A 21,244-nucleotide genomic window follows, 5' to 3' on the forward strand; every position below is an offset into this window, starting at 1 on the left:
GTGAGGCTCCTTTTTCCCTCTTATTGCAAGTCTTTCAGCATAATTGGGTGGTCAAGATTCTCGATAGTCACATTGTTCGTAGAACATTCAATGCCCTTAGCAGCATCGGTAATCTTCGAACTCGTTGATTTCTCCGAACCATTCATCTTGAAGTAAAGCTCCAATCCTTCCGACTTCGGATCGACGCTTAGCATATTCTGTTTAATCTGATTCTCTGTTCGAGCAACACTCCATACGCGCACCTCACTCATGTATCCATAGAACGGGCGAGTACCCCATGGGAAGTTAGGAATCTTACCAATGTTAAAGCCAACATCGCTGTTTGGATTGAAGCCGGGTATGCTCCAAGCTGATTCTGCCCACTTTGTGCCATTGAGATACATGACTGTCTTGCCCGTAGCTTGGTCGTAAGTCAAGGCGATGTGATACCACTTATTGGTCTGCAAAGCCTCTGGAGCTTCGTAATGCTGCTGTCCTGCAATCTGCAAAATATCCTTTGCAATACCGCCGCCAACATCTCCAATGCGTAGAATCATTATACCTTCAGTACCCATGATTGTATTGTTATTACCAAAGTAATAAGGGTTAATTAAGGCCTCGTAGGTAAATGACTTGAAGTACGTTCCAGTAGGGAATTTAACCGAGATAAAGCTGTCGTAGAATAGAGCAACCTTGCTAATTCTGATTGGTTTAGCTAATAAGATGTACTCAATGTCTTCGCCTTCTATGATGGAAGTAGAGCTTGAATGAACCTTAATAGGGAGCATATAGTTCTTGCCCTCTTCGAGTTGATCAAGGTTATTAAGGCTCAACACCACCTTATCGGCATAGATTTGTCCTGCCTCAATGGTCGATGAAGTCTTGCTTAATGTGGCGTTTTCTGCCTTGTAAGCAATATAATCAGTGCCATACTTGTGATTGTAAGTAGTGACGAGTGAAGGGTCTGCCAATGAGTAAGAAACAGCCGTTGAGGATGATTGCTTATTGGAAATTCGTGCCGTGATGTCAACATCCTGACTCGTACCAGTATCCGGCATGGACACGTGTTGCACGTTATTTTCAAAGTAAACCTTCGCTTTCAAGAGGTCGCTCTCACTATCTTGACAAGCGGCAATAGACAATGCTACAAGGCCTAAGGATAGATATTTTATAATTGAAAACTTCATATTCTCTGTGTTATTTGAAATTTAATAATATGCGACGATAGCCTCTTTTAGTTGCCAGACTTGTACGGAGTGCCATTCTTCTTCCAGTCTTCAAAGACCTTCTGATTGATCTGTATCGCTTGACGCATCCATTTGTAGTTCGGCGTGTTATCGTAGTCATTATCGAAGCGATAGGCTCCGAAGCCACCCTTGTAACCCTTAGTTGGCATACTGGCAGCTTGTCTCAAGAGTACACCACCCGTCTTGAAGGATGACTCAAAGTTGTCAGTTGTGATGATAGACTTCGGATCGATACCATATTGATCATAGTAGGTTGAACGTCCATAAGCCTGATCGATCCAATAGTCAACATAGCCTTCCAAGGCTTGAGTTAAGCTCCAAATATGCCCATCGATACAGATGAGTCGGTGTCCTTTATGGTCTGGATCACTCTTCGGACCGATGTATTTATTCATCTCCTTAACCAAGTAGATGAGGTCCTCGTTACGGCTTAGAGTACCGTCCATATCGAACACTCCACTGCCAATCTCCCAATCGATGTCATATCCGTCCCAGTCGTTTGCAACTAAGGAGTCGCACAATGCCTTTGCAAAACGGCTCAGTGCCTGCTTATGACTATCGCTGTCAACATTACCATCAAAACCCCAGAACTTCCAACGAGCCTGTTTCTTGGCTTCGTTCAAACGATTGGCGTCATTCGCCCAACCCTCTTTCTCGGCTTGTTTCTCTACTGCCGTATAGACAGAATCAGGGGTACGTCCCTTGCCAATGTAGGATAATAGGGTTACTTCCAGCAGCTTTGTGCCCTTAACCTTCTGCACAAACTCCTTGTCAGCCTTTTGTTCTGGGGTAATCTTGAAGCGGTTAGGAGCACCGCTCCACATGGACACGATGTCCATACTATCAGGCATTGAGGTGAGGTAGCCACGGCGATAAGTACCTGCAGGAGACCAGTTGGAATACCAGCCAAAAGCTACTGGTCGACCATAATTAACTGCTTGCTGCTTGTAAGCACGTAGGTCGGCATAATACTTCTCACTCTGCTTGTTGTTCATTGTGTTATAACCACCAATGTGGTCAAACGGCTCATTTTCAACATCAGTCATATTACTGCAAGCACAGAAGATAAAGCCTGCGCAAAGGGTTAGTAATAGACTTGCATATCTTAAGTTCTTCATTATCTTTCGCTTTATTATTAATGATTCTTGTTGTCCCACCATAGTCTTGTGCCAGCTTTATCTTGCCCACCACGAAGCATCTGGCGTGCTTTCTCCAGATTTTCAATGTCCTCCTTTGAGGTTGCCTTATTAGTTGGGAAACGCATACGGCGTATGCCCGTCTGTGTGTCAACCTCACCATTACTGTGGTTAGAGATGGCTGTGTGGAGTTTAGGATAGCCCGTTCTGCGATACTCTGACCATGCTTCTTGACCATTAGGGTAGAGTGCGATCCACTTTTGAATCATAATCTTCTCGAGTTTCTCCTCGTCTGTTCCAGTCCACTCCGTCGTCGCATTCGTAACAGCTGGTGCATCAACATTCACGTTAGGATTGCTCATGTGCAATGAATAAGTTAGTGGGGTGAGTCCAGAACTGATATAGGTGTCAACCTCAGAAGATGGTATGCCGTTCTCTTCGAAAGATGTTTCTATACCTTTCTTATATAGGTCTTCAGCCGTTTGACCTACTGGGAAGCCGTGGAGGGCAGCCTCTGATAAGAGGAAGTAAACCTCTGATGCACGCATCCAATACGTAGGAGTTGCTGTCGTGATAGCTGGTCGGGAGGCACCTTTGAAGGTGTTGTTTGAACTCACATCGTGACCTGTCGGCACCGCAAGATAGTTTCCCATAGCGTCAACAGAGACTGCCTGAGGGAGGGTGCTTGTCGTGAAGTACTTCTCCAAACGTGGGTCTTGGTAACCTCCCAAGTAGGCTAACATGGATGAACCCATTCGACATTCATTATACTGATTGATCAATACATCGAGGTTATTCTGGAATACTAATCCAGCTCCTCTGTCCATCTTTGCCTCGTCAGCCTTAGCCCTCATCACGCCATAAGGATGGTTGATAGCTTGCATAGCATACTTCTTAGAGAGGTCTTGGTCGGCGTAGTAAACACGCATAGCAAGGCGCAACATCAATGAATTAGCATATACGACCCACTTATGGACATCGCCTCCATAAACAGCATCAGCCTTTGGTAACAAGAGAGTTGTACCATTATCAGCGTATCGCGTGAGCACATCTATTGCTGCTGTCAGCTCTTCGAACATAGCTTTATAAACATCCTCTTGACTATCGTAAGGCACAGTGATGAGTCCTTTCCCAGCCTCTTTGTAAGGGATGGGACCGAACATGTCCGTTGCTTTATGCCATGCAGATATCTTCAAGATCTGCGCTAATGCAAATGCTTCAGGGAACTTCGTCTCGGTCTTCCCCTTGAGATCCTGCCATAGAGGAACTACTGTTGAATAAGCCTCTGTATAGGATGATGCAACCCAACCATCACGTAGGAAGTAATTGAGGTTATTAGGTCCTCCCCAGTTATTGTTCTGTCCGAAGTAACCGCTCCAGCAGTCTGCTGCGAGGTTATATGCCGTCTGATAACGATTGACGACATCGGTTCCGTCGGCTTGAGTTCCTACTGGGACAACACACTTCTCCATGGCTGTTATAGGACCACCAATTACTATTCCGTCCATCAGTCCCTCCTCTGGGAGCAGTTCAAACTGATTGGTATTGATCTTCTCAAAGTCGCATGATGCGAACAAAGAAAGCACCAATACACCTGCTATATATTTATATACTTTTGCTTTCATACTATGTTAGAATTAGAATTAAACATGCCTATCAACACGCTTAGAACTTAAATTTTAGGCTGAACCCATAGCTCTTCAAACTTGGTTGCATGAAGTAGTCATTACCTTGACCATACGTTCCTGTTGAGGAAGTAAGCTCAGGATCAAATGGAGCTTTGCAGTAGATCATCCAAGGATTGGTAGCTACGAACGATAGTGTAAGGTCTCTAACAACATTGTTAAACCAGCGTGGATTGAACTTATAGCTCAATGTCAACTCCTGTAATCGGACGTTAGTAGCACTATAGCAGTAGTATCCCGCAAGGTCTGTCTCACCGGTTGCAACGAGCGTATAATACTTCTTTGCATCATAGAGACCTTGGTTAGGTAGCATTACACCACCAGCATCTCGGGCATCAGCTGAAGCCTTCGACACACCGAAACGATCTAACAATGCCTGTGTTGAAGAGGTCACAACGCCACCGAAACGAGCATTGATAAGGAAAGAAAGACCGAAGTTCTTGTACGTGAAAGTGTTGTTCCAGCCCATCGTGAAGTCTGGAGTTGTCTTGCCAAGGTATATTGGGTCGACTGTTTCGAGGTTGATTCCGCCTGACGGACTTACGTTAACAAAGCCCTGATTGTCCTTTGCTAACACCTTACGGGCATAGATGTCATTGATGGAACCACCCACCTTTAGTAGTACACGACCCTTATCCTTCGATACTTCGGGGATATTGATTGGCTTCGGACTTAACGGATGATGATAGTCCTTAACCATCTCTTTTATCTCATTAACGTTCTTTGAGTAGACAAGAGAAGAGTTCCATTGAAGCCCTCCGAAGTTATCGGTGTAGCCCAGAGACATTTCAATTCCTCGGTTCTCAACATTGCCCGCTTGCAAGTAAACTGCTTTATATCCAGAACTCTCCGGGAGCTCTCCGATGAATGTTTGGTTATATGTGTTTGACTTGTACCAAGTGAAGTCAAACGATAGTTTCTGCCAGAAACGTGCAGTCAAACCAAGCTCGTATGACTTCGTACGCTCAGCCTTGTAATCGGTGAAGGGATAGATGTCTGTGGATTTAAGACTTCCACCAACAAGAGGCGTGGTGATGGTTCCCGGGGTCATACCAGAGCGTGATACAGGGGATCCGACTTCGGTATATGAGCCTCGAACCTTCAGATAAGAGATACATGAAGGGAGCTTAACCATTTCGGAGATAATGCCAGATAAGCCCACTGAAGGATAGAAGAATGACTCCTCAGAAGAGTTCACAAGACGTGAATTCCAGTCGTTTCTACCTGTCAAAGTGAGGTAGAGCATACTCTTCCAACCCAATTCGGCACTAGCAAAAGCAGCTACGTTTCTAACGTTCGACTCACCACCTTTCTCACGAACCTTACTATCCGACGGGTCGATGTTATTGAGTGAGAATTTGTTAGGAACTAATACTAAGTTACCTCCATAACCACGTGTTAGCGATCCATAGTCCGAATAGCTGTAACCCAAGTTGGCTGCTATACTGAAGTCACCAAAGTGCTTGTTGATATTAGCTATTGCATCAATGTAAGTCTGATGATCCTTATAATCGTAATAGTCATACGCTCCGTTGGCTTTTGCGAAGTAATCGTAAGAAGACGCATAAATCTTTCTTTCACTTGTCATAAAGGTCTGATCCAAACGCACACGGGCTGCTACACTCAGCCAATCACAGATGTTATAGGTTAGACCAGCATTGAACATGAAGCGATCCTTATCGTCTGGAGCCAAGTTACGATAGGCTGTCCAGTAAGGGTTCTGATTGGCAAATCGACTATCAAGGATAGGCCAGTACTGTGTTGGGAAGTTACGTACATTATTGTAACGCTCGAATGTCTTGATTGCTTCAAACGACTCCCCGCGTGGGAAGAGATAGGCTGCGACGATTGGATTCCAGTACTCGCCCTGTGACACCATGTTATTATCCTTCTGTTTAATATACGATGCACCGAGGTCTAACTGCACCTTTTTATTAAACATGCGAGTGGTATTTCGTACCGTAAAGTTATATCTGTCATAAGTGTTATTCGGTACTATGCCACGTGAGTTAGTGGCTGCTACTGAAGCGAAGGTTTGGTTTATCTCGTTACCTGCATTTATAGTCAGAGCATTGATGAAGTTCGTTCCTGTACGGAAGAAATCCTTCTTTGGATCATACGAACTGGGCTTATCCAGTTTCTCACCCCAGCTCTCATACGAGCCTTGTTTATTGCCATACTTGTTTTGAAACTTAGGCATTAACAAAGGCGAACTGAAGTCGGCAGAAGTAGAGAAGGCTATCTCCACACGCCCTTCCTTACCCTTCTTTGTGGTAATGAGGATCGCTCCGTTAGCAGCGTTACTACCATAGAGTGCGGCAGCAGAAGGACCTGCGAGGACGTTAATACTCTCAATATCTTCAGGGTTGAGGTCGGCTATACCCTCACTACTAACGCGCCCCTCACCCATAATACCACTATCTGTTCCACCGCTAAAGTTGAACAATGGGATACCATCAATCACGTATAACACATTGTTATCGCCCTCGATTGACTTTGCACCACGCATGATGACACGTGTAGCACCACCAACGCCACTGGCACTCTTAGAGATACTTACACCCGCAATCTTACCATTCAAGGAGTTGACGAAATTGGCATCCTTGTTTCGAGTAAGCTCTTCCGAAGCTAACTTCTGAACGTTGTAGCTCAATGCTTTCTCGGCTCTCTTGATACCCAGAGCGGTTACAACTACCTCGTTCATAGCGTTTGCCTCTTCTTTCAGAGTTACATTGAAAGTTTGCTTCCCGTTGACGGCAATCGTCTGAGAAGTATAACCAACGTAAGAGAAGACGAGCTTTGCTGTAGGCTTCGTGTTCAACATAAAGTTACCATCAATATCGGTAACTGTACCCTCGGTCGTACCTTCGACCATAACTGAGGCACCAATCAATGGCTCGCCCGAAGCGTCTACCACCTTTCCAGTCACCTTGTGATTACCACTCTGCTGAACGGCTTGCACAGATGTTTCTTGGCCGATACTCGTACCTGCATTAGCACTCATTGGCATGAAAGCCATCGAGCAGGCAAAAGCAACTGAGAAGTACAGATGCTTCTGCGTAGATTCCTTAAAGTTCTTCATCAGGTTTAGGTTTTTAATTATATGAATGTTTGATTTTATACTTCTAATGGATTCGTAAGGAGTAAATAACAGATTTATCGTCTACTGCAAACCATCCTTTTTACACCTTATTATATATAGGAACTTGTTTTATTTTTTAGGTTCTTACGATTTCTTAGGTTTCATGTGTCTCCCAACAATTCACTCCCAATATTATTGGACGAATGTTTTTGTATTGTTCTTCATCCCATCTTACCAATGAGGATACTATACAATTCCACATTAAAGGCACAACTCCTTATCTATTGCAGCCTATATGAGACAATCCATTTAAGGATAGACTCAATGTACCTTAGCGCATGCAAAAGTAACAATTTATTACTGATAATCGAATAAAACGCCCCTAATAATATAGCAATTAAATGATTTTAACTATTAAAGTTGGATATGTATAGACAATTTGAAAGCACCCAATAAATAAGTTTCAAACTATTATTAAGATTAGATGAAGTCCCCCTATCAATTTAAAATAAATAAAGCTCCACCAAAAGGAAGAGCTTCTGTAGTCGATAGGGGAATCGAACCCCTATGCCAAGATTGAGAATCTTGTATCCTAACCGTTAGATGAATCGACCGGAATAGCAACTTGACTCAAATGTAAGGGATGGTAGTCGATAGGGGAATCGAACCCCTATGCCAAGATTGAGAATCTTGTATCCTAACCGTTAGATGAATCGACCAGGGTTGCATCTAAGCCTGTTGAGTAATGCGGAAGGAGGGGGATTCGAACCCCCGGTACGCTTACGCGCACGGCAGTTTAGCAAACTGCTGGTTTCAGCCACTCACCCATCCTTCCTAAAAAGTATGTTAGCTGAATTACTTAACACCAACTCAAATGCGGGTGCAAAGGTAATGCTTTAATTTGATTTCTCAAAATTTTATCATGTTATTTTTCGTTTCCTTATAAAAAACCTGATATCTCTTTTCTTCTTCCTTACCCTCTTCTCTGATAGTTCCAACTTGTTTCCTTTAATTCGCGATTCATTATTTACAACTCAAAGTTATGATTAGATTTCGGTTACCGAATGGATGAGTTGGCTGGTTCCCAAGTTATTAGTTCTATTGAATGTAGTGCCAAGAGTAGGGACAGACGAGGGAGTCTGTCCGCTAATTTACCCTTTCGTGTCATCCCTTCAGACAACATCTCCTCCTTTAGAGGGACTTGAAGGGGCTCTTGTTGGTTGCATTCCAGTGGACAGACGAGGGCGTCTGTCCCTACTTTGTTACTTATTTTACAGTGGGGTAAATTGTTAGTTTTAAGTTGATGAGAGAATAGGTTGACTGGTTCTCAAGCTGTTATTTCTATTGAATGTAGTGCCACAAGTAGGGACAGACGCCCTCGTCTGTCCGCTAATTTACCCTTTCGTGTCATCCTTTCAGGCAACATTTTCTCCCTCAGAGGAACTTGAAGAGGCTCTTGTTGGTTGCATTCTGGTGGACAGACGAGGGCGTCTGTCCCTACTTTGTTACTTATTTTACAGTGGGGTAAATTGTTAGTTTTAAGTTGATGAGAGAATAGGTTGGCTGGTTCCCAAGTTATTAGTTCTATTGAATGTAGTGCCAAGAGTAGGGACAGACGAGGGAGTCTGTCCGCTAATTTACCCTTTCGTGTCATCCCTTCAGACAACATCTCCTCCCTTAGAGGGACTTGAAGGGGCTCTTGTTGGTTGCATTCCAGTGGACAGACGAGGGCGTCTGTCCCTACTTTGTTACTTATTTTACAGTGGGGTAAATTGTTAGTTTTAAGTTGATGAGAGAATAGGTTGACTGGTTCTCAAGCTGTTATTTCTATTGAATGTAGTGCCACAAGTAGGGACAGACGCCCTCGTCTGTCCGCTAATTTACCCTTTCGTGTCATCCCTTCAGGCAACATTTTCTCCCTCAGAGGAACTTGAAGGGGTTCTTGTTGGTTGCATTCTGGTGGACAGACGAGGGCGTCTGTCCCTACTTTGTTACTTATTTTAAAGTGGAGTAAATTGTTAGTTTTAAGTTGATGAGAGAGTAAGTTGACAGGTTATCAAGCTGTTATTTCTATTGAATGTAGTGCCAAGAGTAGGGACAGACGCCCTCGTCTGTCCGCATATTGTTATGCTTTTCTTCAAAAGTAAGTCATTGAAACAATATGCCTTTGGGGTACCTTTTCTCTTTGCATATCCTCCAGTTCTCCAGTACCTATGTTCTATCAGTTCCGTGTTTACGCTCATCACGCCCCGTGTCTGGCATCAACACAGGAGGAGTGGAGGCTAACTTGAAACGTATTCTTATTCTTTCTGCCTCTGAAGTCTTTCCTGTTAAGCCCTCACTCTCTACGTGAAGAGGGTGGAGTGAAGCCATTTTTGTTTTTACTGTCACTACTGTCATCTTATTGTTGTGTACAAGTGGTTGATAATAAGAGATATAACTCAAATGTTAAAAGTGACAGCAACTAAAATTAAAACTATATTAGTGAACGATCAACTCATTCGCTCGTTAACTTTAAACTAATCACAATTTTGGGTCATGAATTATGACGATCCATCAGATGATATCAACTTTTTTGATACGTTTTTGAGATAAGTTCAAAAGAATAAGAACGTTGTCATACCTCGCTCTGTTCCTTTCTTGTATTAATGAAATGATATGTATTCCTTTTGCTGGAGCATATATTCCTTTTGTCTGGCTTGCTGGGTGAGAGATATAATAATATTTATAAAGATTGACCAAAACGAAGATTCCGTCTTGATTGGTATATGCTAAATATTGTCTGAAATAATTATCTATATTCAAATGTATTGCTTTGAGAGACTTCTCTTTCGGTATCTGATTATTTAAGATAGACTTTATTTCCGCCAAATCATTCTCGGAGAGTTCATAATACTTCCTTCCCTTCCCGTAAAAAGGAGTTCCGTTATTATATGTAGCAGTGGCTATCATCGGAATATCCAAGTTCTCTTTCGGGACTTCTGTCGCACATATCTTTTCGTATAATGCGCTGTCTGCATTTATCTTTTGTACCTTTTTGTGAGTGCATCCTGTGTATATAACAGTAAAGACAACCAATAAAATATAATTCAAGTTATACATTGCTTTCTTTTCTATTTTGCCTTTGTGGAATTGAATTTGTATATAGTAATTCGTTGATAACGATATATGGACATCCATAAAATAAGCAACTTATCATCATTCTCCATTCATTGAATGTTCGTTTCTTTCGCCATGATAGTGTTTGATATAGAGCTTTAAACCGAGTATTGCGAGCAAGCCTAAAGAGAGAATCCCCAATCTGACGTAATTATCTCCAGCTTCATCATAAATGAGCGTGTCATTCCATTTGTTATAATATATAGGTCTTTGTAGCTTCCCTTCATTTATTTCCTTCCTACTTACAGTGATGGTATATTCTTTCCCCAAATAACGTATGATGTTATATGATGTTACGTTTATTGCTCCATTATGTCTGGATACTATTTTATATGTCCTGATGGGACCATTCTTTATGGCTTCTCTCTCATAATAGATGGCAATGATGCTATAAAAGAAATATATAACACATCCCATGGTAATTAGTAAAAGGTATTTACGTGCCTGCTTATATTCTATTTTATTTATCGTCATAATCCTTTGATTGAAATTACTTGTACCTCCTTTTATTTTATCTCTATATTTGAAACGTTGATCTTAATAGATGCTTGCGATCTGTTCTTATATCGAAAGCAAATATACAACTTTATTCGTTGATTTGTTAGCTTGTTCACCCGTCCACTCATTTCTTTTAACAATATCCAAAGATTAACAGTTTCAAAAGAAGTAATAGCAAAACCATTAATGAGACATGCAAGGTATGTATCGCAAAGAACTTATATGTAAAAGTCTTTTTGGGATTCTTATCCTTATAAAAAAGAATAAAGGAAATACTTAGACTAAGTAAAAAGAGGAAGACAACGGATAGTATGGGAATTAAAGTGAATAGAAATCTCTCCATAAATATAGCCCAAGGGTGTTCTTTGAATGCGTGCATACTTGACGAGCCATCTAATGTAAACAATGCAAGGAAGCATGCAAAGGGAAACTCTAAGGCGAGTAATATTACGTTAAGATATTTGTCTTTTCTTTGTAACATATTTGTAAATATCGGTCTTATCTTATGTCTTCTCTTTCAAAGAAATACGCGATTATCTTTAATTAAATCATTATTTACATTTGAAAGTGTTATTCCTCTCAAGTACAAATATACCTTTTTAAAATCAATATGAATAGTATTTTCCAAACAAAATATGATTGTTGTTGGAAATAAAGAAAGCCTTTCTTTGATCTGAAGAAACGCTTTCTTCAGATGGAGAAGAGGCTTCCTTGAATTACACAAGGGCATCGCCTGTCGTGTGTTCTTATGTTCCGCAATAAACTCTGTGTTCCTGTTATGTTCTATTTAATCCGTTTTTTCTGTGATTAAGATGTGTACAGCGGTACATTATTTTTGTCATTTTCGAATGGATGATAGGTAGGGTGGGGCGTATGATGTCGACCTTATGTTCGGTGGAACGACGTTATCTATTCCTTAATTGTAATAAACGGCAAGTGGTTTATGATAGGAGTATTATTGCCAATATACTTAAGTTGGGCTGATAGTTTGTATGTTGGTGGGTTGAAACGTTATCAGACAATGGGTAAACTGGTGCTAGCTATGGAGATGGGATGTCGTGTTTATATATGTTTTCTCTTATCCGAATGATCCTTATAGTGGGTGAGTTGATTTAGATATGATATCTTACCCATTGGTAAAGAGTTTTCCCAAAATTGATAAATATTCCATGTGAATATCTGCATGGGAATCTGAATTCGTTTGTGATAAGGTTAGCGAAGTGTTTAATTCGCTCAAGTCTCTGATCCACTTTATTGCAACTTATCCCTGTTATGGGCTGGGGAGTCGGGCGAAGAACTAAATCAATTTTGCTGTCATAAGTGTCATGCGTTTAATGATGATAAGTAGTTGATGATAAAGATGTTAGCAAAAGTGTTAAAAATGACAGCAACTTAAATCATAAATTAAATAGGTGTTTCTGTAAGAATATTCGTTATTTCCAACCACTCAAGTCCTTTCATTTTAGGGATGGGGTGGGGGAGTACTCTATTATTCATGCTATCGTTTATTACTTTCTTCCCCAATTTATAACTTATTAAGCTGATTCTTCGCTCTTAAAAGCACTTTTCTTGAAAAAAATATCTAATTATTTTGCAGTTAAAGAATTTATTCCTATCTTTGCACTCGCTTTCTATAAGGAAGCAGGTTGACTACAATAGTTACTTTCTGGAGAGATGGTAGAGTGGTCGATTACAACGGTCTTGAAAACCGTCGTACCGAGAGGTACCGGGGGTTCGAATCCCTCTCTCTCCGCAGGAAGTACTCTGGAGAAGACTTCAGAAAACACTTCAAAAAATCAGTAAGTATCGTAGCTTCAATAAGTTACGATACTTTTGTTTTATACTTACATGTTTTTTCAGAGTACGTAAGGAGGGTGCCGAAACGCCCAAAATACTCTCCTACGGTTACAATCTGGTTACAAAAAGATGAGCCGAATAAAAATTGTAACCAAGAGTACGTACAGAGATTGTTTAGAGTACTTATATGTTGCTGTTATTCAAATGATTATGTAGAACTTTGCAGTGGGATATATGGAAGTTCATTCCATCCATTTAGGCGATAAAATTCCTTTCGATGTGGAACAATTTCCCATGAATCCAGCTACAATTAAAAACAGTCAATGTATGAAATCAATTTTCAGAACAGTCTTCTATCTCAGAAGCAACTATGTAAACAAGGAGGGCAAGACCCCTGTGATGTTGAGGATTTACCTTAACAACGAACGGTTGTGCATAGGCTCAGCCGGGGTCGCCGTTGAACAGAACCAATGGGACAGTACGCGAGAACGGGTGAAAGGACGCAATACCGAAGCCCTAAGCATGAACTTGCAGTTGGACAGCATCCAAAACGACCTGCAAACCATCTATCGCAAGTTGGAAATGACGGACGACCTGTGCTTGGAACGCATCAAGTCTGAGTATCTCGGCAGGCAGGACAATGTCTGCACACTCATGCAGCTTTTCGAGAAGCATAATACGGACATACAGGAACAGGTTGGTGTCTCGGTGAGTGTGGCAACATTGCAGAAATACAACGTGTGTAAGAAACACTTTGCGGCCTTCTTGAACGAAAAGTACAAGCGTTGTGACATTCGCCTGTCTGAACTGACATTCACCGTCATTCATGACTTTGACATTTATCTGCGTACAACCGCTGGGCAGAATCCCAATACGGTCACGAAAACGATGAAGACTTTCAAGACCATCACCATACTGGGAAGGAAGATGGGCGCGTTGAACCACGACCCGTTCATAAATCATCATTTCCACTTGGAACCGGTAAACCGTGGCTTCCTCACTGACGAGGAAATCATGAAGATTGCCAACAAGGATTTCGGTATCAACCGCCTGGAACTGGTAAGGGATATTTTCATCTTCTCTTGCTTTACAGGTCTGGCATATATAGACGTGTCCAACCTTACGCCGGACAACATTGTTACGCTTGACGACAAGCAATGGATTATGACCAAACGACAGAAGACAAGCGTGGAAACCAATGTGCTGCTTCTTGACATTCCTAAGCGTATCATCACCAAATATGGGCATAAGACCTATCGGGACGGTAAACTCCTTCCGGTACTTACAAACCAGAAGATTAACGCTTATCTCAAGGAAATTGCCGACCTTTGCGGTATCAAGAAGAGGCTGACCTTCCACCTTGCACGCCACACATTTGCCACAATGTCGCTGAGTAAGGGCGTTCCGATGGAAAGTGTGTCGAAGATGCTGGGGCACACCAACATAAAGACTACACAAATCTATGCTCGCATCACCAACAAGAAGATAGAGCATGATATGGAAGAACTGGCTGGAAAACTCAGTAAGTTCAACACAGCCATGGGCATATAATATATTAATGTATAACCCTAAAATAATAGACGATTATGGAAACAAAGAAAGAACTATCTTACTTCCGATTGAAATTAGAGAATTATCTCAGTGAGCATTTCCCCGAAATGCTGGGTGATAAACCATTCATAACGACAAGAGCCGATGAAGCCCTTACTACCTACTGTGATGCAATGGCACAAGGATTCTCTCACCCAGAGGCAGAGATAATGGCAAGCGAAGTGTTACATCAAGGACTGCACTTCTCAAAGTACGACACGCTTGTATCTGTCTTGGAGAATGAGTTCGAGAAGGAACTGCCCTCCCCACTCCCCGAGAGGCTCTCCCCGATACTTCTGAAGAATAAGGCTGTGCAAAGCGTTTTCTACAAGTATGAACTGACAGATGACTTTGGCGCAACTCCAGAGTATGAGAAACTCTACACCGAACTGACAGGGACAATCGTTTTGCTCATTGAGGTCAATGGTCTGCCAACCGTCAATAGCGAGAACATGACTTGATGTAACACCATCGGGAGCTTTTGTAGTGTCAAGAGCCAAGATAACTATTCTTCCCCACACACCAAGAGTTTGAGCAAACACTTGGCTTTTTTCGAGCATAGCTCTCAACAACTCGTGTGAGGCAGAATATCTTGTTATTGCTTTTGAAACTATTAAAAACTCCGATATGAATACAATCATCATGAATCAAGACGTTCTTAAAAGTGCGATTTCTCGCCGAGACAATAGAAGCGAGCTTCCATTGTCCTCACGGCTTAACGAAATCGTTCACACACCTGCCTTCATCAAGGCAGACGCATCGAACAAAACCGATAATATCAAGCAGCAGCCGACTTCTCCCAAGCAAGTCCGCCACTTCGGTTGGACACGCTTCATCGAACTCACTATCCTGCTTTCTGTCGTTATCGGTGTCATTTGGCTTATCTCAAAGATAGTAACGCCGCAAGTCGTAACTGCCGTCTCTGTCATTGCAGGCCTTCTGATACTACGCTTTATAGTCAGGGTAATTCTAAAAGTGACATTTACGCTGCTGAGCATTCTCTTCTGGCTGGCAATTCTCTGTGCTATCCTGCTTTGCGTGCTTTGAGAAGCACGACGATGTAATCTGTAAACACTTTCATTTATCGTTCATCAGGTGGTTATCTCGCATTTTGAGATAGCCACCTTTTCTATTTTCCACTATGGGCGTTGCACTTTCGCTTCCTTTCCAATGCTCCACAATATGCGAAATGAAGAAGACGGATGCTGTTCCCTTTTTATCCGCAAAGGTAGTACGGGGCTTGTGGCTTTCTCAAGGTCCTAAGCCGCTTGGTTTGTCTGGAAAATCTCCACACCTACGGGTTGTATTTTCCGCCAAAACCTTGTGTAAGCCCGCCCCGCTACCTCTATTTTGCTACAAAAAGGACGAGTTGTTGAGGGCTTGCCCGAAAAATCAGCATACTCCAATCTTTGGACGCATAAAAAAATGTCGCTATGGATAAGCAAAAAATAAATACAACATCTTCGATGAACAGCAAAGGATATAGCTCCTCCTCTCATTACCGCATTAACCCTACTTACTACTTGTGGAGAGTTTCAAGTATTACGTATGTTCCTCCTCGTGACTGAGCAGTCTTTAAAGCCAAGCAATGCTAATAGCCACGCAAACCGATAATTTGCGTGGCTATCTTTTCTTAGTTCTTAAACAGCTATGCGGTTAAAGCAATAAGTCGCAGATTAATTCAAATCCTATTGGGATTAATCGACAGTATCAGTTTCTGGCTTGTCAGACATTTAGGTAAACTAGCAGCAGGATGTTGGGTATGTTTTTTAAGCAATCCCTTTATATATGTGAGTTCCGATGCCTCCTTATGTATCTCTTCAACTGTTCTAAACTCTTCATTATTCGGGAACAACTTTGCTTGCCTTAGCAATGTTTGGATATAGAGTGCCCCATTTTCTGTATCTAAAGCCATCTCACCTATACTACAAGCATACAAACAGATCTGCTGAGGTATAGCCTGCATTATTCGCCGATTATAAGCAATCCTAATCATTTGTAGATTAGGAAGAATACCACCTGAAGAAAATGTTCTTTGACTTTCATTGATAGGTTCATGCCCATCAACAAGACTACGACAACAATCAAAAACAGAAATCTGTCTAGGAGCAATGGAATATAGGTCAGTTTCATCTATTGTTTCTTCCTGCTCGTTTATTTCTAAAATTGTATTTCTATCATAGCCACCATGTCCACTGTATACAACAATTGCGAAATCATATACCTTTGTTTTACGAAGCTCATTGATGTGACTTAAAAGTTCACTCCTTTGGGGATTCATAATCATTTCGATTTCATCATGCTCCCAAGCCCCACCCTTTGGAGATGTTAGAAACTTTTTCCATTCAAATAAATCGGTTTTCACTCCTTCTAAACCATCAGAGTTACCAATTAATAATGCTATTTTTCTCATACTATTTTAAATAAGAATTTATAAATCTTCTAAAATCTTCACTGTAGCCATCAATATTTTCATTCGGGTCTACTGGATATAACCAATTAAACTTGTGCATTCTAATCCAAGTTTTAACATCACAGAAATTCTCAATATTTGTTTTATTCCCATCATAGAATTCATAAAGTTCAGCCAAAAAATTAAACAGCAAGTTACAATATATGTCATATCTCATATATTCTTTAACATTTTTATCTTTCATTTCTACCCACTTGTCTATAAAGGCTTGAGATTCTAATTCAGGATATTGAATAGCAAATTCTAAAAGATGATTTAATTTGCCATTCAGAGAATCTTTTCTTTGTTTTTTATTCAGTTGGTAATTCTGCCATAATGAGATACTAGAAAAACATACACCTAAAATAGCTGTTACAGCTGTTATAATTTCTACACAACAATTATTCTCCATAATTTATAGATTTAATATTATTGCTGCAAAAGTAATCAATTAAATGTAAAATAAAAAAGAAATTCAAACAATTTTTAGAGACACTAATATCTTTGATTGTTTGACTTAGACTAACAAACTACAAGATAAATTTCATTTCAAAAGTATCTTTGCAGAAAGGTTTGCCACTTTCTTCAAAAAGGGTCTACCTTTTTGGCGGAAAAGGTAGACCCTTTTCTGATAATAGGTAGATGGTTTTACTAAAATAGGTGAACCCTTTTGCGAAAAAGGGTTGAGAAGTATCAAAAAAAAGTATGTGTTTTCCTTGGAGACAGTCAAGAATTTTCTTACCTTTGTGATATAAATCTACTAACAAGTTGAGGAGGATAAAGCCCCAGCCTCCAAAGGCTTAACAATCAGGGGCAACACTAATTACTATGGCGAACAGACCTATTGCCTATACGCTAAAGGAGCGTAAAGGAACAGTTGGAAATTTGAAAGGGAAAATCGTTGTGCAGGCTCATCCTACAGGACGAAAGAGAGTTGATCATCGTAGTTTCTGTGATGAAGTGGCACACGCTACAACGTTCACAGGTGCAGAAGTCGAGGCTGTTCTCAGACTTGCAGCTGAGATAGCAAAGAAGCACGTTGAGAACGGAGACATTGTAGACTTCGGAGACATCGGGACACTTACACCTTCTTTCCAGAGTAAATTGGTTGAGAAGGGAAAAACGGAGTTCAACCCAAAGGTTCATATCACGAAACCTGTGGTACACCTCACCCCTTCAAAGAAGTATTTTACACTTACTGGCGTGAGCTACGAACGTGTTTCAGCACCTGACAAGAAGTCTGGTGAGGAACATCCCAATCCAGGACCTCAGCCAGAACCGCATCCATAAAATAAGATGTATGTGTGATTGCTAACTATAAAATTGATGCGTGGAGACGATGTACTCCACGCATCAATTTTATTTAGTAGTATGACTACTATTTTACAAATCCATTCTTATAAAAGTCATACCAAGCTGCAATCTTTTCCGAGGTATTGGCTTTCAGAAGTAAGAGCATTTCACGAGTGAACTCCAAGTGACCAGTAATATTTGCTGTAACGATGTTTTTATCACTTACAGCCTGTGCGTTCACATATCCTGTTTCGTTCGTGTATCTTTCACCACCCCATTGTTTAAGTTGGTCGAGACCATTACCCGTATGTTTTACGTTGTTCAAGAAGCCATGAGCACACAGAAACGATGCTCCGTTGCATATCGCTCCTACTATTTTACCCTTATCCAATGCTTCTTGTACCAATGGCTCAACAAGTTCTGCTTCAGGAGAATTCCATTGATTGCCACCGATAAGCACTAAGGCTGCATACTCTTTGGGCATGTTCTCAAAAGAATAGTCGGGCAATGTTTTGAATCCACCAATGGAACAGACTGCATCTAATGTCGGAGCAACTGTATGCACTCTGTACTTGATTTCACTACCTGGTATTACGCCAACATGAAGGGCTGTAGAGAGAAAAGCACCTTCCCAATCTGTGTACTCATTCAATAAGACGAAGAGTACCTTTTTTGTTTCTTTATTCATTGCTTATCCTATTTAATCGTAATACAAAGTTACAATTTTTCAGCAAAATAGAAACAACATCATAGGAATAATTCTTGGTTTAATATAGTCAGATGATAAAGAACAACGCAAACTCAACCTTTCGGCATTTGACTAACCCATTCAAAACTTTACCCTTATATCGGCAAAACGAAACATACTCCCAATAGAAGTTTCTATCTCCAGCCTCTATCTTTCGCAGTAGCTTACTCTTTGGGTGCTTACCATATCCAAGCAATCGCCCTACACCCACATTGTAGGCAAGCAAGGTCAGCAGCAGGGCATCCTTACCATACCCTTTGAAGTGTTCAAAGCATTTCCAAAGGTCGGCACGGAGCAGGGAGTCTGCCTGCCGTTCCGTCATATCCGCCGTAAAACGCTCTTCTGGTTGCAACTGATGCCCATACCCAACATACGGATAATTCTTCCAGCCGTGCATGCCTTCAAAGTATTTCACAACGACTACCGCACGCTCAAAAGGTGGCAAGTCTGCCAGCCGTACCCTCCGCTGAGCAAGGGTCGGCTGACAGAACAGGCAGAATACACAAAGTAAAATGAAAGAATTTATCGTTCGCATCAATTATGGTCTTAGTGGCGAGAAGATGCAGGCTTCTTGCCCTCTTCTCGCTTGTTGTTAAAACTAAAGTTTAGCTGCTGAACCCTGCCGAAACTATCCTCCACATACACGTCAATCGTCTGACGGTCGGTGGAGAGCGAGGTGTAGTATAAGCGGAACACTTCCTTTGTCAGCGGATAGCGGTCATTCGGCTTGAAGACCGTACCGTTGTCATTTTTTAGCAAGCCTTTGCCGTCAGACTGGAAATAACGTATCGTATAGCGAGTGTCAGCAAACTCACCGCCCCGCTTCAGCGTACAGCGTATCTCAGCCGTCTGCCCCCTTATGATGTCCTTCTGAACCGGCATTGTTTCCACCGTAAACGGATAAGACTGCTGAATATCCAAATCCCTATCACAAGCAGATAGGCAAAACACGGCAAGGGTCAGCACACCCATTACCCAAATCGTATTCAATATCTTCTTCATCTTTTCTTCTACTTAAAAGTTAAACCTTAGTCCTGCTGAAACAGCAGGACGAAAACGATGCACGTCCGATCCAAAGAGGAAGCGTCCCTGCGCCTTTACAAGAAAGAGAACTCTGTCCGTTAGGAACACTTCCACCGAGCCATGCACGGCACCGCCATAGACAAAGCGAGAGCGGTCGAGCAGTGTTGCCCCATCGGGCAGCAGCTTTTTATCCTCGTTCAGCTGCTCATAGCCACCCAGGGCGGATATACCACCATAGAAAAACACATTCTTGCCATTGTCGGAGAGTATCGGGTGCATGTAGCCCACCTGTAAGAGCGCATCCTTGAGTTTTACGTTATAACTTCTGTACGGCATATTCTGCTGTTCATACTCTGCCATAACAAAGGTATAATTCTCACGACTCAAATATCGGGTGAGTGATGCTCCCATACCGAAATTGTCAGCTGCAAGGAACTTTTCACCCTTAATAAGTGGAACACTCCCCACGACTTCTATTCCCCTTTGCTTGGGGATCAGTCGCTGTGCCTGCGTTGGCAGACTGAAAGCCATTGCCACCGCTGCACAAACCGATAAAATGATTTTCTTCTTCATAATGTCTACCATTTCAGTTTGAGGTTATCAATCTTCTTTGCCAGTTGCAGGTCTTCTGCCGTTACATGGAAGGTCAGCGTGCGACCGCCATTTCTCTCATAAAGCGTCACTTCAAGCTGCTTGTCCTCTGCAAGAGAAAACTGCTCGAGCGCAAACACAGCGTGTTCACTACCCATGCCACGCACCTGCATCACCTGATGATAGGCACGAAGTGGCTGCAATACCTGCTCCTGAATGGCAGTGCGCTTTGCCATCTTCTTATCTACCACCTTGAATGTGATGAAGTCCACCGAATATGGCATATTCGTGCCGTTTTCCATACGAGTGTGGAAATACAGCAAGCCGTTATGGGCATACAAGCCACGAAGCAGGAACTTCATGCCGAACTGCTGTGCACCGATATGCTTAATGCAGCGTCTGTCATTCTGATAGATGGTCTGCATCATCAGCTTTACTAATACGGGCGACTCATTACCGAGTTCCTTGAAGTAAATGTCAGAGCGATTGCTTGGCAGGCGTCCGTCCGTTGGTGACAAGAAGTCTTTCATCTCAATGCTGAGCTTCTCCGGCTCATCGGCATACTTTATATTAAAAGCGTAAAATGAGCCGTCCTCACAGATGACACTCATATTGGTTTCCGTTTCAAAGTCCTTCACCGAAGCCTTTACACGTAGTACGTTCTCTGCATCCTCCGCCTTACCTGCAATGATGTTCTGCGAACCTAAGTCTACATAGCGGATGGCAGAAGGGAAGATAAGATGCACGGTCTTGTCAAAGGTGACGTCAAGACCATACGGAAGAACGACACGCCCCGTTGGTATGGAACGGCTCATACCTTGAAAGAGCTCTCCCGAAGTAAGCGGACGACTCGGTGTCAGACCATCATTGTTTTCCTGTGCTGTGGCTGTTGCTCCCACCATGGCAAGCATAGCCATTGATAAAATAATTTTCTTCATTGTTCCTTTTTTATTTGATGTTATTT

The 21,244-nt window shown here is 41.9% G+C and carries 18 protein-coding genes and 4 tRNA genes; 5 read left to right on the plus strand and 17 right to left on the minus strand.

Annotation, left to right across the window (positions count from 1 at the left end; translation table 11 throughout):
- Positions 1–20 precede the first annotated feature (20 nt).
- From J5A55_RS09845 to J5A55_RS09890, 10 genes are all read right to left on the minus strand, one after another.
- On the minus strand, positions 21–1,166 hold the full coding sequence (locus J5A55_RS09845; protein ID WP_004384201.1) for a DUF1735 and LamG domain-containing protein: 1,146 nt from the start codon (positions 1,164–1,166) through the stop codon (positions 21–23).
- Positions 1,167–1,213: 47 nt separating this feature from the next.
- Entirely contained in the window at positions 1,214–2,344 is a 1,131-nt protein-coding gene (locus J5A55_RS09850) for a glycoside hydrolase family 18 (RefSeq protein WP_039851524.1), read from the minus strand.
- Between the two features lie 17 nt (positions 2,345–2,361).
- Entirely contained in the window at positions 2,362–3,987 is a 1,626-nt protein-coding gene (locus J5A55_RS09855; protein WP_004384199.1) for a RagB/SusD family nutrient uptake outer membrane protein, read from the minus strand.
- Positions 3,988–4,027: 40 nt separating this feature from the next.
- Complete coding sequence (locus J5A55_RS09860) at positions 4,028–7,129, minus strand: SusC/RagA family TonB-linked outer membrane protein (protein ID WP_004384198.1); 3,102 nt, start codon at positions 7,127–7,129, stop codon at positions 4,028–4,030.
- 542 nt (positions 7,130–7,671) lie between these two features.
- Positions 7,672–7,743 (minus strand) — tRNA-Glu (locus tag J5A55_RS09865).
- Between the two features lie 30 nt (positions 7,744–7,773).
- Positions 7,774–7,848 (minus strand) — tRNA-Glu (locus J5A55_RS09870).
- A gap of 29 nt (positions 7,849–7,877) precedes the next feature.
- Positions 7,878–7,964: transfer RNA gene (locus tag J5A55_RS09875), tRNA-Ser, on the minus strand.
- Positions 7,965–9,340: 1,376 nt separating this feature from the next.
- Positions 9,341–9,529: a hypothetical protein gene (locus J5A55_RS09880; protein ID WP_004384195.1), complete on the minus strand. Its 189-nt coding sequence runs from the start codon at positions 9,527–9,529 to the stop codon at positions 9,341–9,343.
- Positions 9,530–9,685: 156 nt separating this feature from the next.
- Positions 9,686–10,309 (minus strand): hypothetical protein, encoded by a 624-nt coding sequence (locus J5A55_RS09885; protein ID WP_004384194.1) that lies wholly within the window; start codon positions 10,307–10,309, stop codon positions 9,686–9,688.
- Positions 10,310–10,327: 18 nt separating this feature from the next.
- Positions 10,328–10,762, minus strand: a complete 435-nt coding sequence (locus J5A55_RS09890; RefSeq protein WP_004384193.1) for a hypothetical protein — start codon at positions 10,760–10,762, stop codon at positions 10,328–10,330.
- 1,692 nt (positions 10,763–12,454) lie between these two features.
- On the opposite strand from J5A55_RS09890, the gene J5A55_RS09895 reads away from it, so the two are divergent.
- The 4 genes from J5A55_RS09895 to J5A55_RS09910 all read left to right on the plus strand — a co-directional run bounded on the left by J5A55_RS09895 (position 12,455) and on the right by J5A55_RS09910 (position 15,220).
- Positions 12,455–12,539 (plus strand) — tRNA-Ser (locus J5A55_RS09895).
- 371 nt (positions 12,540–12,910) lie between these two features.
- Positions 12,911–14,134 (plus strand): site-specific integrase, encoded by a 1,224-nt coding sequence (locus J5A55_RS09900; protein WP_050755909.1) that lies wholly within the window; start codon positions 12,911–12,913, stop codon positions 14,132–14,134.
- Between the two features lie 35 nt (positions 14,135–14,169).
- Positions 14,170–14,634 (plus strand): DUF1896 domain-containing protein, encoded by a 465-nt coding sequence (locus tag J5A55_RS09905; protein WP_004384187.1) that lies wholly within the window; start codon positions 14,170–14,172, stop codon positions 14,632–14,634.
- Between the two features lie 166 nt (positions 14,635–14,800).
- Complete coding sequence (locus J5A55_RS09910; RefSeq protein WP_004384186.1) at positions 14,801–15,220, plus strand: hypothetical protein; 420 nt, start codon at positions 14,801–14,803, stop codon at positions 15,218–15,220.
- 634 nt (positions 15,221–15,854) lie between these two features.
- Here the strand turns inward: J5A55_RS09910 and J5A55_RS09915 are convergent.
- Both J5A55_RS09915 and J5A55_RS09920 read right to left on the minus strand, forming a co-directional pair.
- Positions 15,855–16,586, minus strand: coding sequence for a caspase family protein (locus tag J5A55_RS09915; protein WP_004384183.1), 732 nt, complete (start codon positions 16,584–16,586; stop codon positions 15,855–15,857).
- 1 nt (position 16,587) lies between these two features.
- Positions 16,588–17,037 (minus strand): hypothetical protein, encoded by a 450-nt coding sequence (locus J5A55_RS09920; RefSeq protein WP_004384182.1) that lies wholly within the window; start codon positions 17,035–17,037, stop codon positions 16,588–16,590.
- 416 nt (positions 17,038–17,453) lie between these two features.
- Here J5A55_RS09920 and J5A55_RS09925 point away from each other — a divergent pair, with 416 nt between their 5' ends.
- The gene (locus tag J5A55_RS09925) at positions 17,454–17,915 is read left to right on the plus strand and encodes an HU family DNA-binding protein (protein WP_004384181.1); all 462 of its coding nucleotides are present in this window, start codon (positions 17,454–17,456) and stop codon (positions 17,913–17,915) included.
- A gap of 88 nt (positions 17,916–18,003) precedes the next feature.
- Here J5A55_RS09925 and J5A55_RS09930 read toward each other — a convergent pair whose 3' ends face one another.
- From J5A55_RS09930 to traN, 5 genes are all read right to left on the minus strand, one after another.
- Positions 18,004–18,606, minus strand: coding sequence for a type 1 glutamine amidotransferase family protein (locus tag J5A55_RS09930; protein WP_004384180.1), 603 nt, complete (start codon positions 18,604–18,606; stop codon positions 18,004–18,006).
- An 88-nt stretch (positions 18,607–18,694) separates the two neighbouring features.
- Positions 18,695–19,201 (minus strand): glycoside hydrolase family protein, encoded by a 507-nt coding sequence (locus J5A55_RS09935; RefSeq protein WP_004384179.1) that lies wholly within the window; start codon positions 19,199–19,201, stop codon positions 18,695–18,697.
- An 11-nt stretch (positions 19,202–19,212) separates the two neighbouring features.
- Complete coding sequence (locus J5A55_RS09940) at positions 19,213–19,668, minus strand: DUF3872 domain-containing protein (RefSeq protein ID WP_004384178.1); 456 nt, start codon at positions 19,666–19,668, stop codon at positions 19,213–19,215.
- A 12-nt stretch (positions 19,669–19,680) separates the two neighbouring features.
- Entirely contained in the window at positions 19,681–20,274 is a 594-nt protein-coding gene (locus J5A55_RS09945) for a conjugal transfer protein TraO (protein ID WP_004384177.1), read from the minus strand.
- Positions 20,268–21,218, minus strand: coding sequence for a conjugative transposon protein TraN (gene traN / locus J5A55_RS09950; RefSeq protein ID WP_004384176.1), 951 nt, complete (start codon positions 21,216–21,218; stop codon positions 20,268–20,270). Before traN ends, J5A55_RS09945 begins: the two co-directional genes overlap by 7 nt.
- Between the last annotated feature and the right edge of the window lie 26 nt (positions 21,219–21,244).

The sequence above is a fragment of the Prevotella veroralis genome, from assembly GCF_018127765.1.
Taxonomy (GTDB): Bacteria; Bacteroidota; Bacteroidia; order Bacteroidales; family Bacteroidaceae; genus Prevotella; species Prevotella veroralis.

Bases quoted from the DNA above. Each gene is read 5' to 3' on its own strand.
- J5A55_RS09905 (WP_004384187.1), top strand. From the start codon at position 14,170: ATGGAAACAAAGAAAGAACTATCTTACTTCCGATTGAAATTAGAGAAT.
- J5A55_RS09880 (WP_004384195.1), bottom strand. From the start codon at position 9,529: ATGACAGTAGTGACAGTAAAAACAAAAATGGCTTCACTCCACCCTCTT.
- J5A55_RS09940 (WP_004384178.1), bottom strand. From the start codon at position 19,668: ATGAAGAAGATATTGAATACGATTTGGGTAATGGGTGTGCTGACCCTT.
- J5A55_RS09920 (WP_004384182.1), bottom strand. From the start codon at position 17,037: ATGGAGAATAATTGTTGTGTAGAAATTATAACAGCTGTAACAGCTATT.
- J5A55_RS09890 (WP_004384193.1), bottom strand. From the start codon at position 10,762: ATGACGATAAATAAAATAGAATATAAGCAGGCACGTAAATACCTTTTA.
- J5A55_RS09900 (WP_050755909.1), top strand. From the start codon at position 12,911: ATGAAATCAATTTTCAGAACAGTCTTCTATCTCAGAAGCAACTATGTA.
- J5A55_RS09850 (WP_039851524.1), bottom strand. From the start codon at position 2,344: ATGAAGAACTTAAGATATGCAAGTCTATTACTAACCCTTTGCGCAGGC.
- J5A55_RS09925 (WP_004384181.1), top strand. From the start codon at position 17,454: ATGGCGAACAGACCTATTGCCTATACGCTAAAGGAGCGTAAAGGAACA.
- J5A55_RS09860 (WP_004384198.1), bottom strand. From the start codon at position 7,129: ATGAAGAACTTTAAGGAATCTACGCAGAAGCATCTGTACTTCTCAGTT.
- J5A55_RS09930 (WP_004384180.1), bottom strand. From the start codon at position 18,606: ATGAATAAAGAAACAAAAAAGGTACTCTTCGTCTTATTGAATGAGTAC.
- J5A55_RS09935 (WP_004384179.1), bottom strand. From the start codon at position 19,201: ATGCGAACGATAAATTCTTTCATTTTACTTTGTGTATTCTGCCTGTTC.
- J5A55_RS09910 (WP_004384186.1), top strand. From the start codon at position 14,801: ATGAATACAATCATCATGAATCAAGACGTTCTTAAAAGTGCGATTTCT.
- J5A55_RS09845 (WP_004384201.1), bottom strand. From the start codon at position 1,166: ATGAAGTTTTCAATTATAAAATATCTATCCTTAGGCCTTGTAGCATTG.
- J5A55_RS09945 (WP_004384177.1), bottom strand. From the start codon at position 20,274: ATGGTAGACATTATGAAGAAGAAAATCATTTTATCGGTTTGTGCAGCG.
- J5A55_RS09915 (WP_004384183.1), bottom strand. From the start codon at position 16,586: ATGAGAAAAATAGCATTATTAATTGGTAACTCTGATGGTTTAGAAGGA.
- J5A55_RS09855 (WP_004384199.1), bottom strand. From the start codon at position 3,987: ATGAAAGCAAAAGTATATAAATATATAGCAGGTGTATTGGTGCTTTCT.
- J5A55_RS09885 (WP_004384194.1), bottom strand. From the start codon at position 10,309: ATGGATGTCCATATATCGTTATCAACGAATTACTATATACAAATTCAA.
- traN (WP_004384176.1), bottom strand. From the start codon at position 21,218: ATGAAGAAAATTATTTTATCAATGGCTATGCTTGCCATGGTGGGAGCA.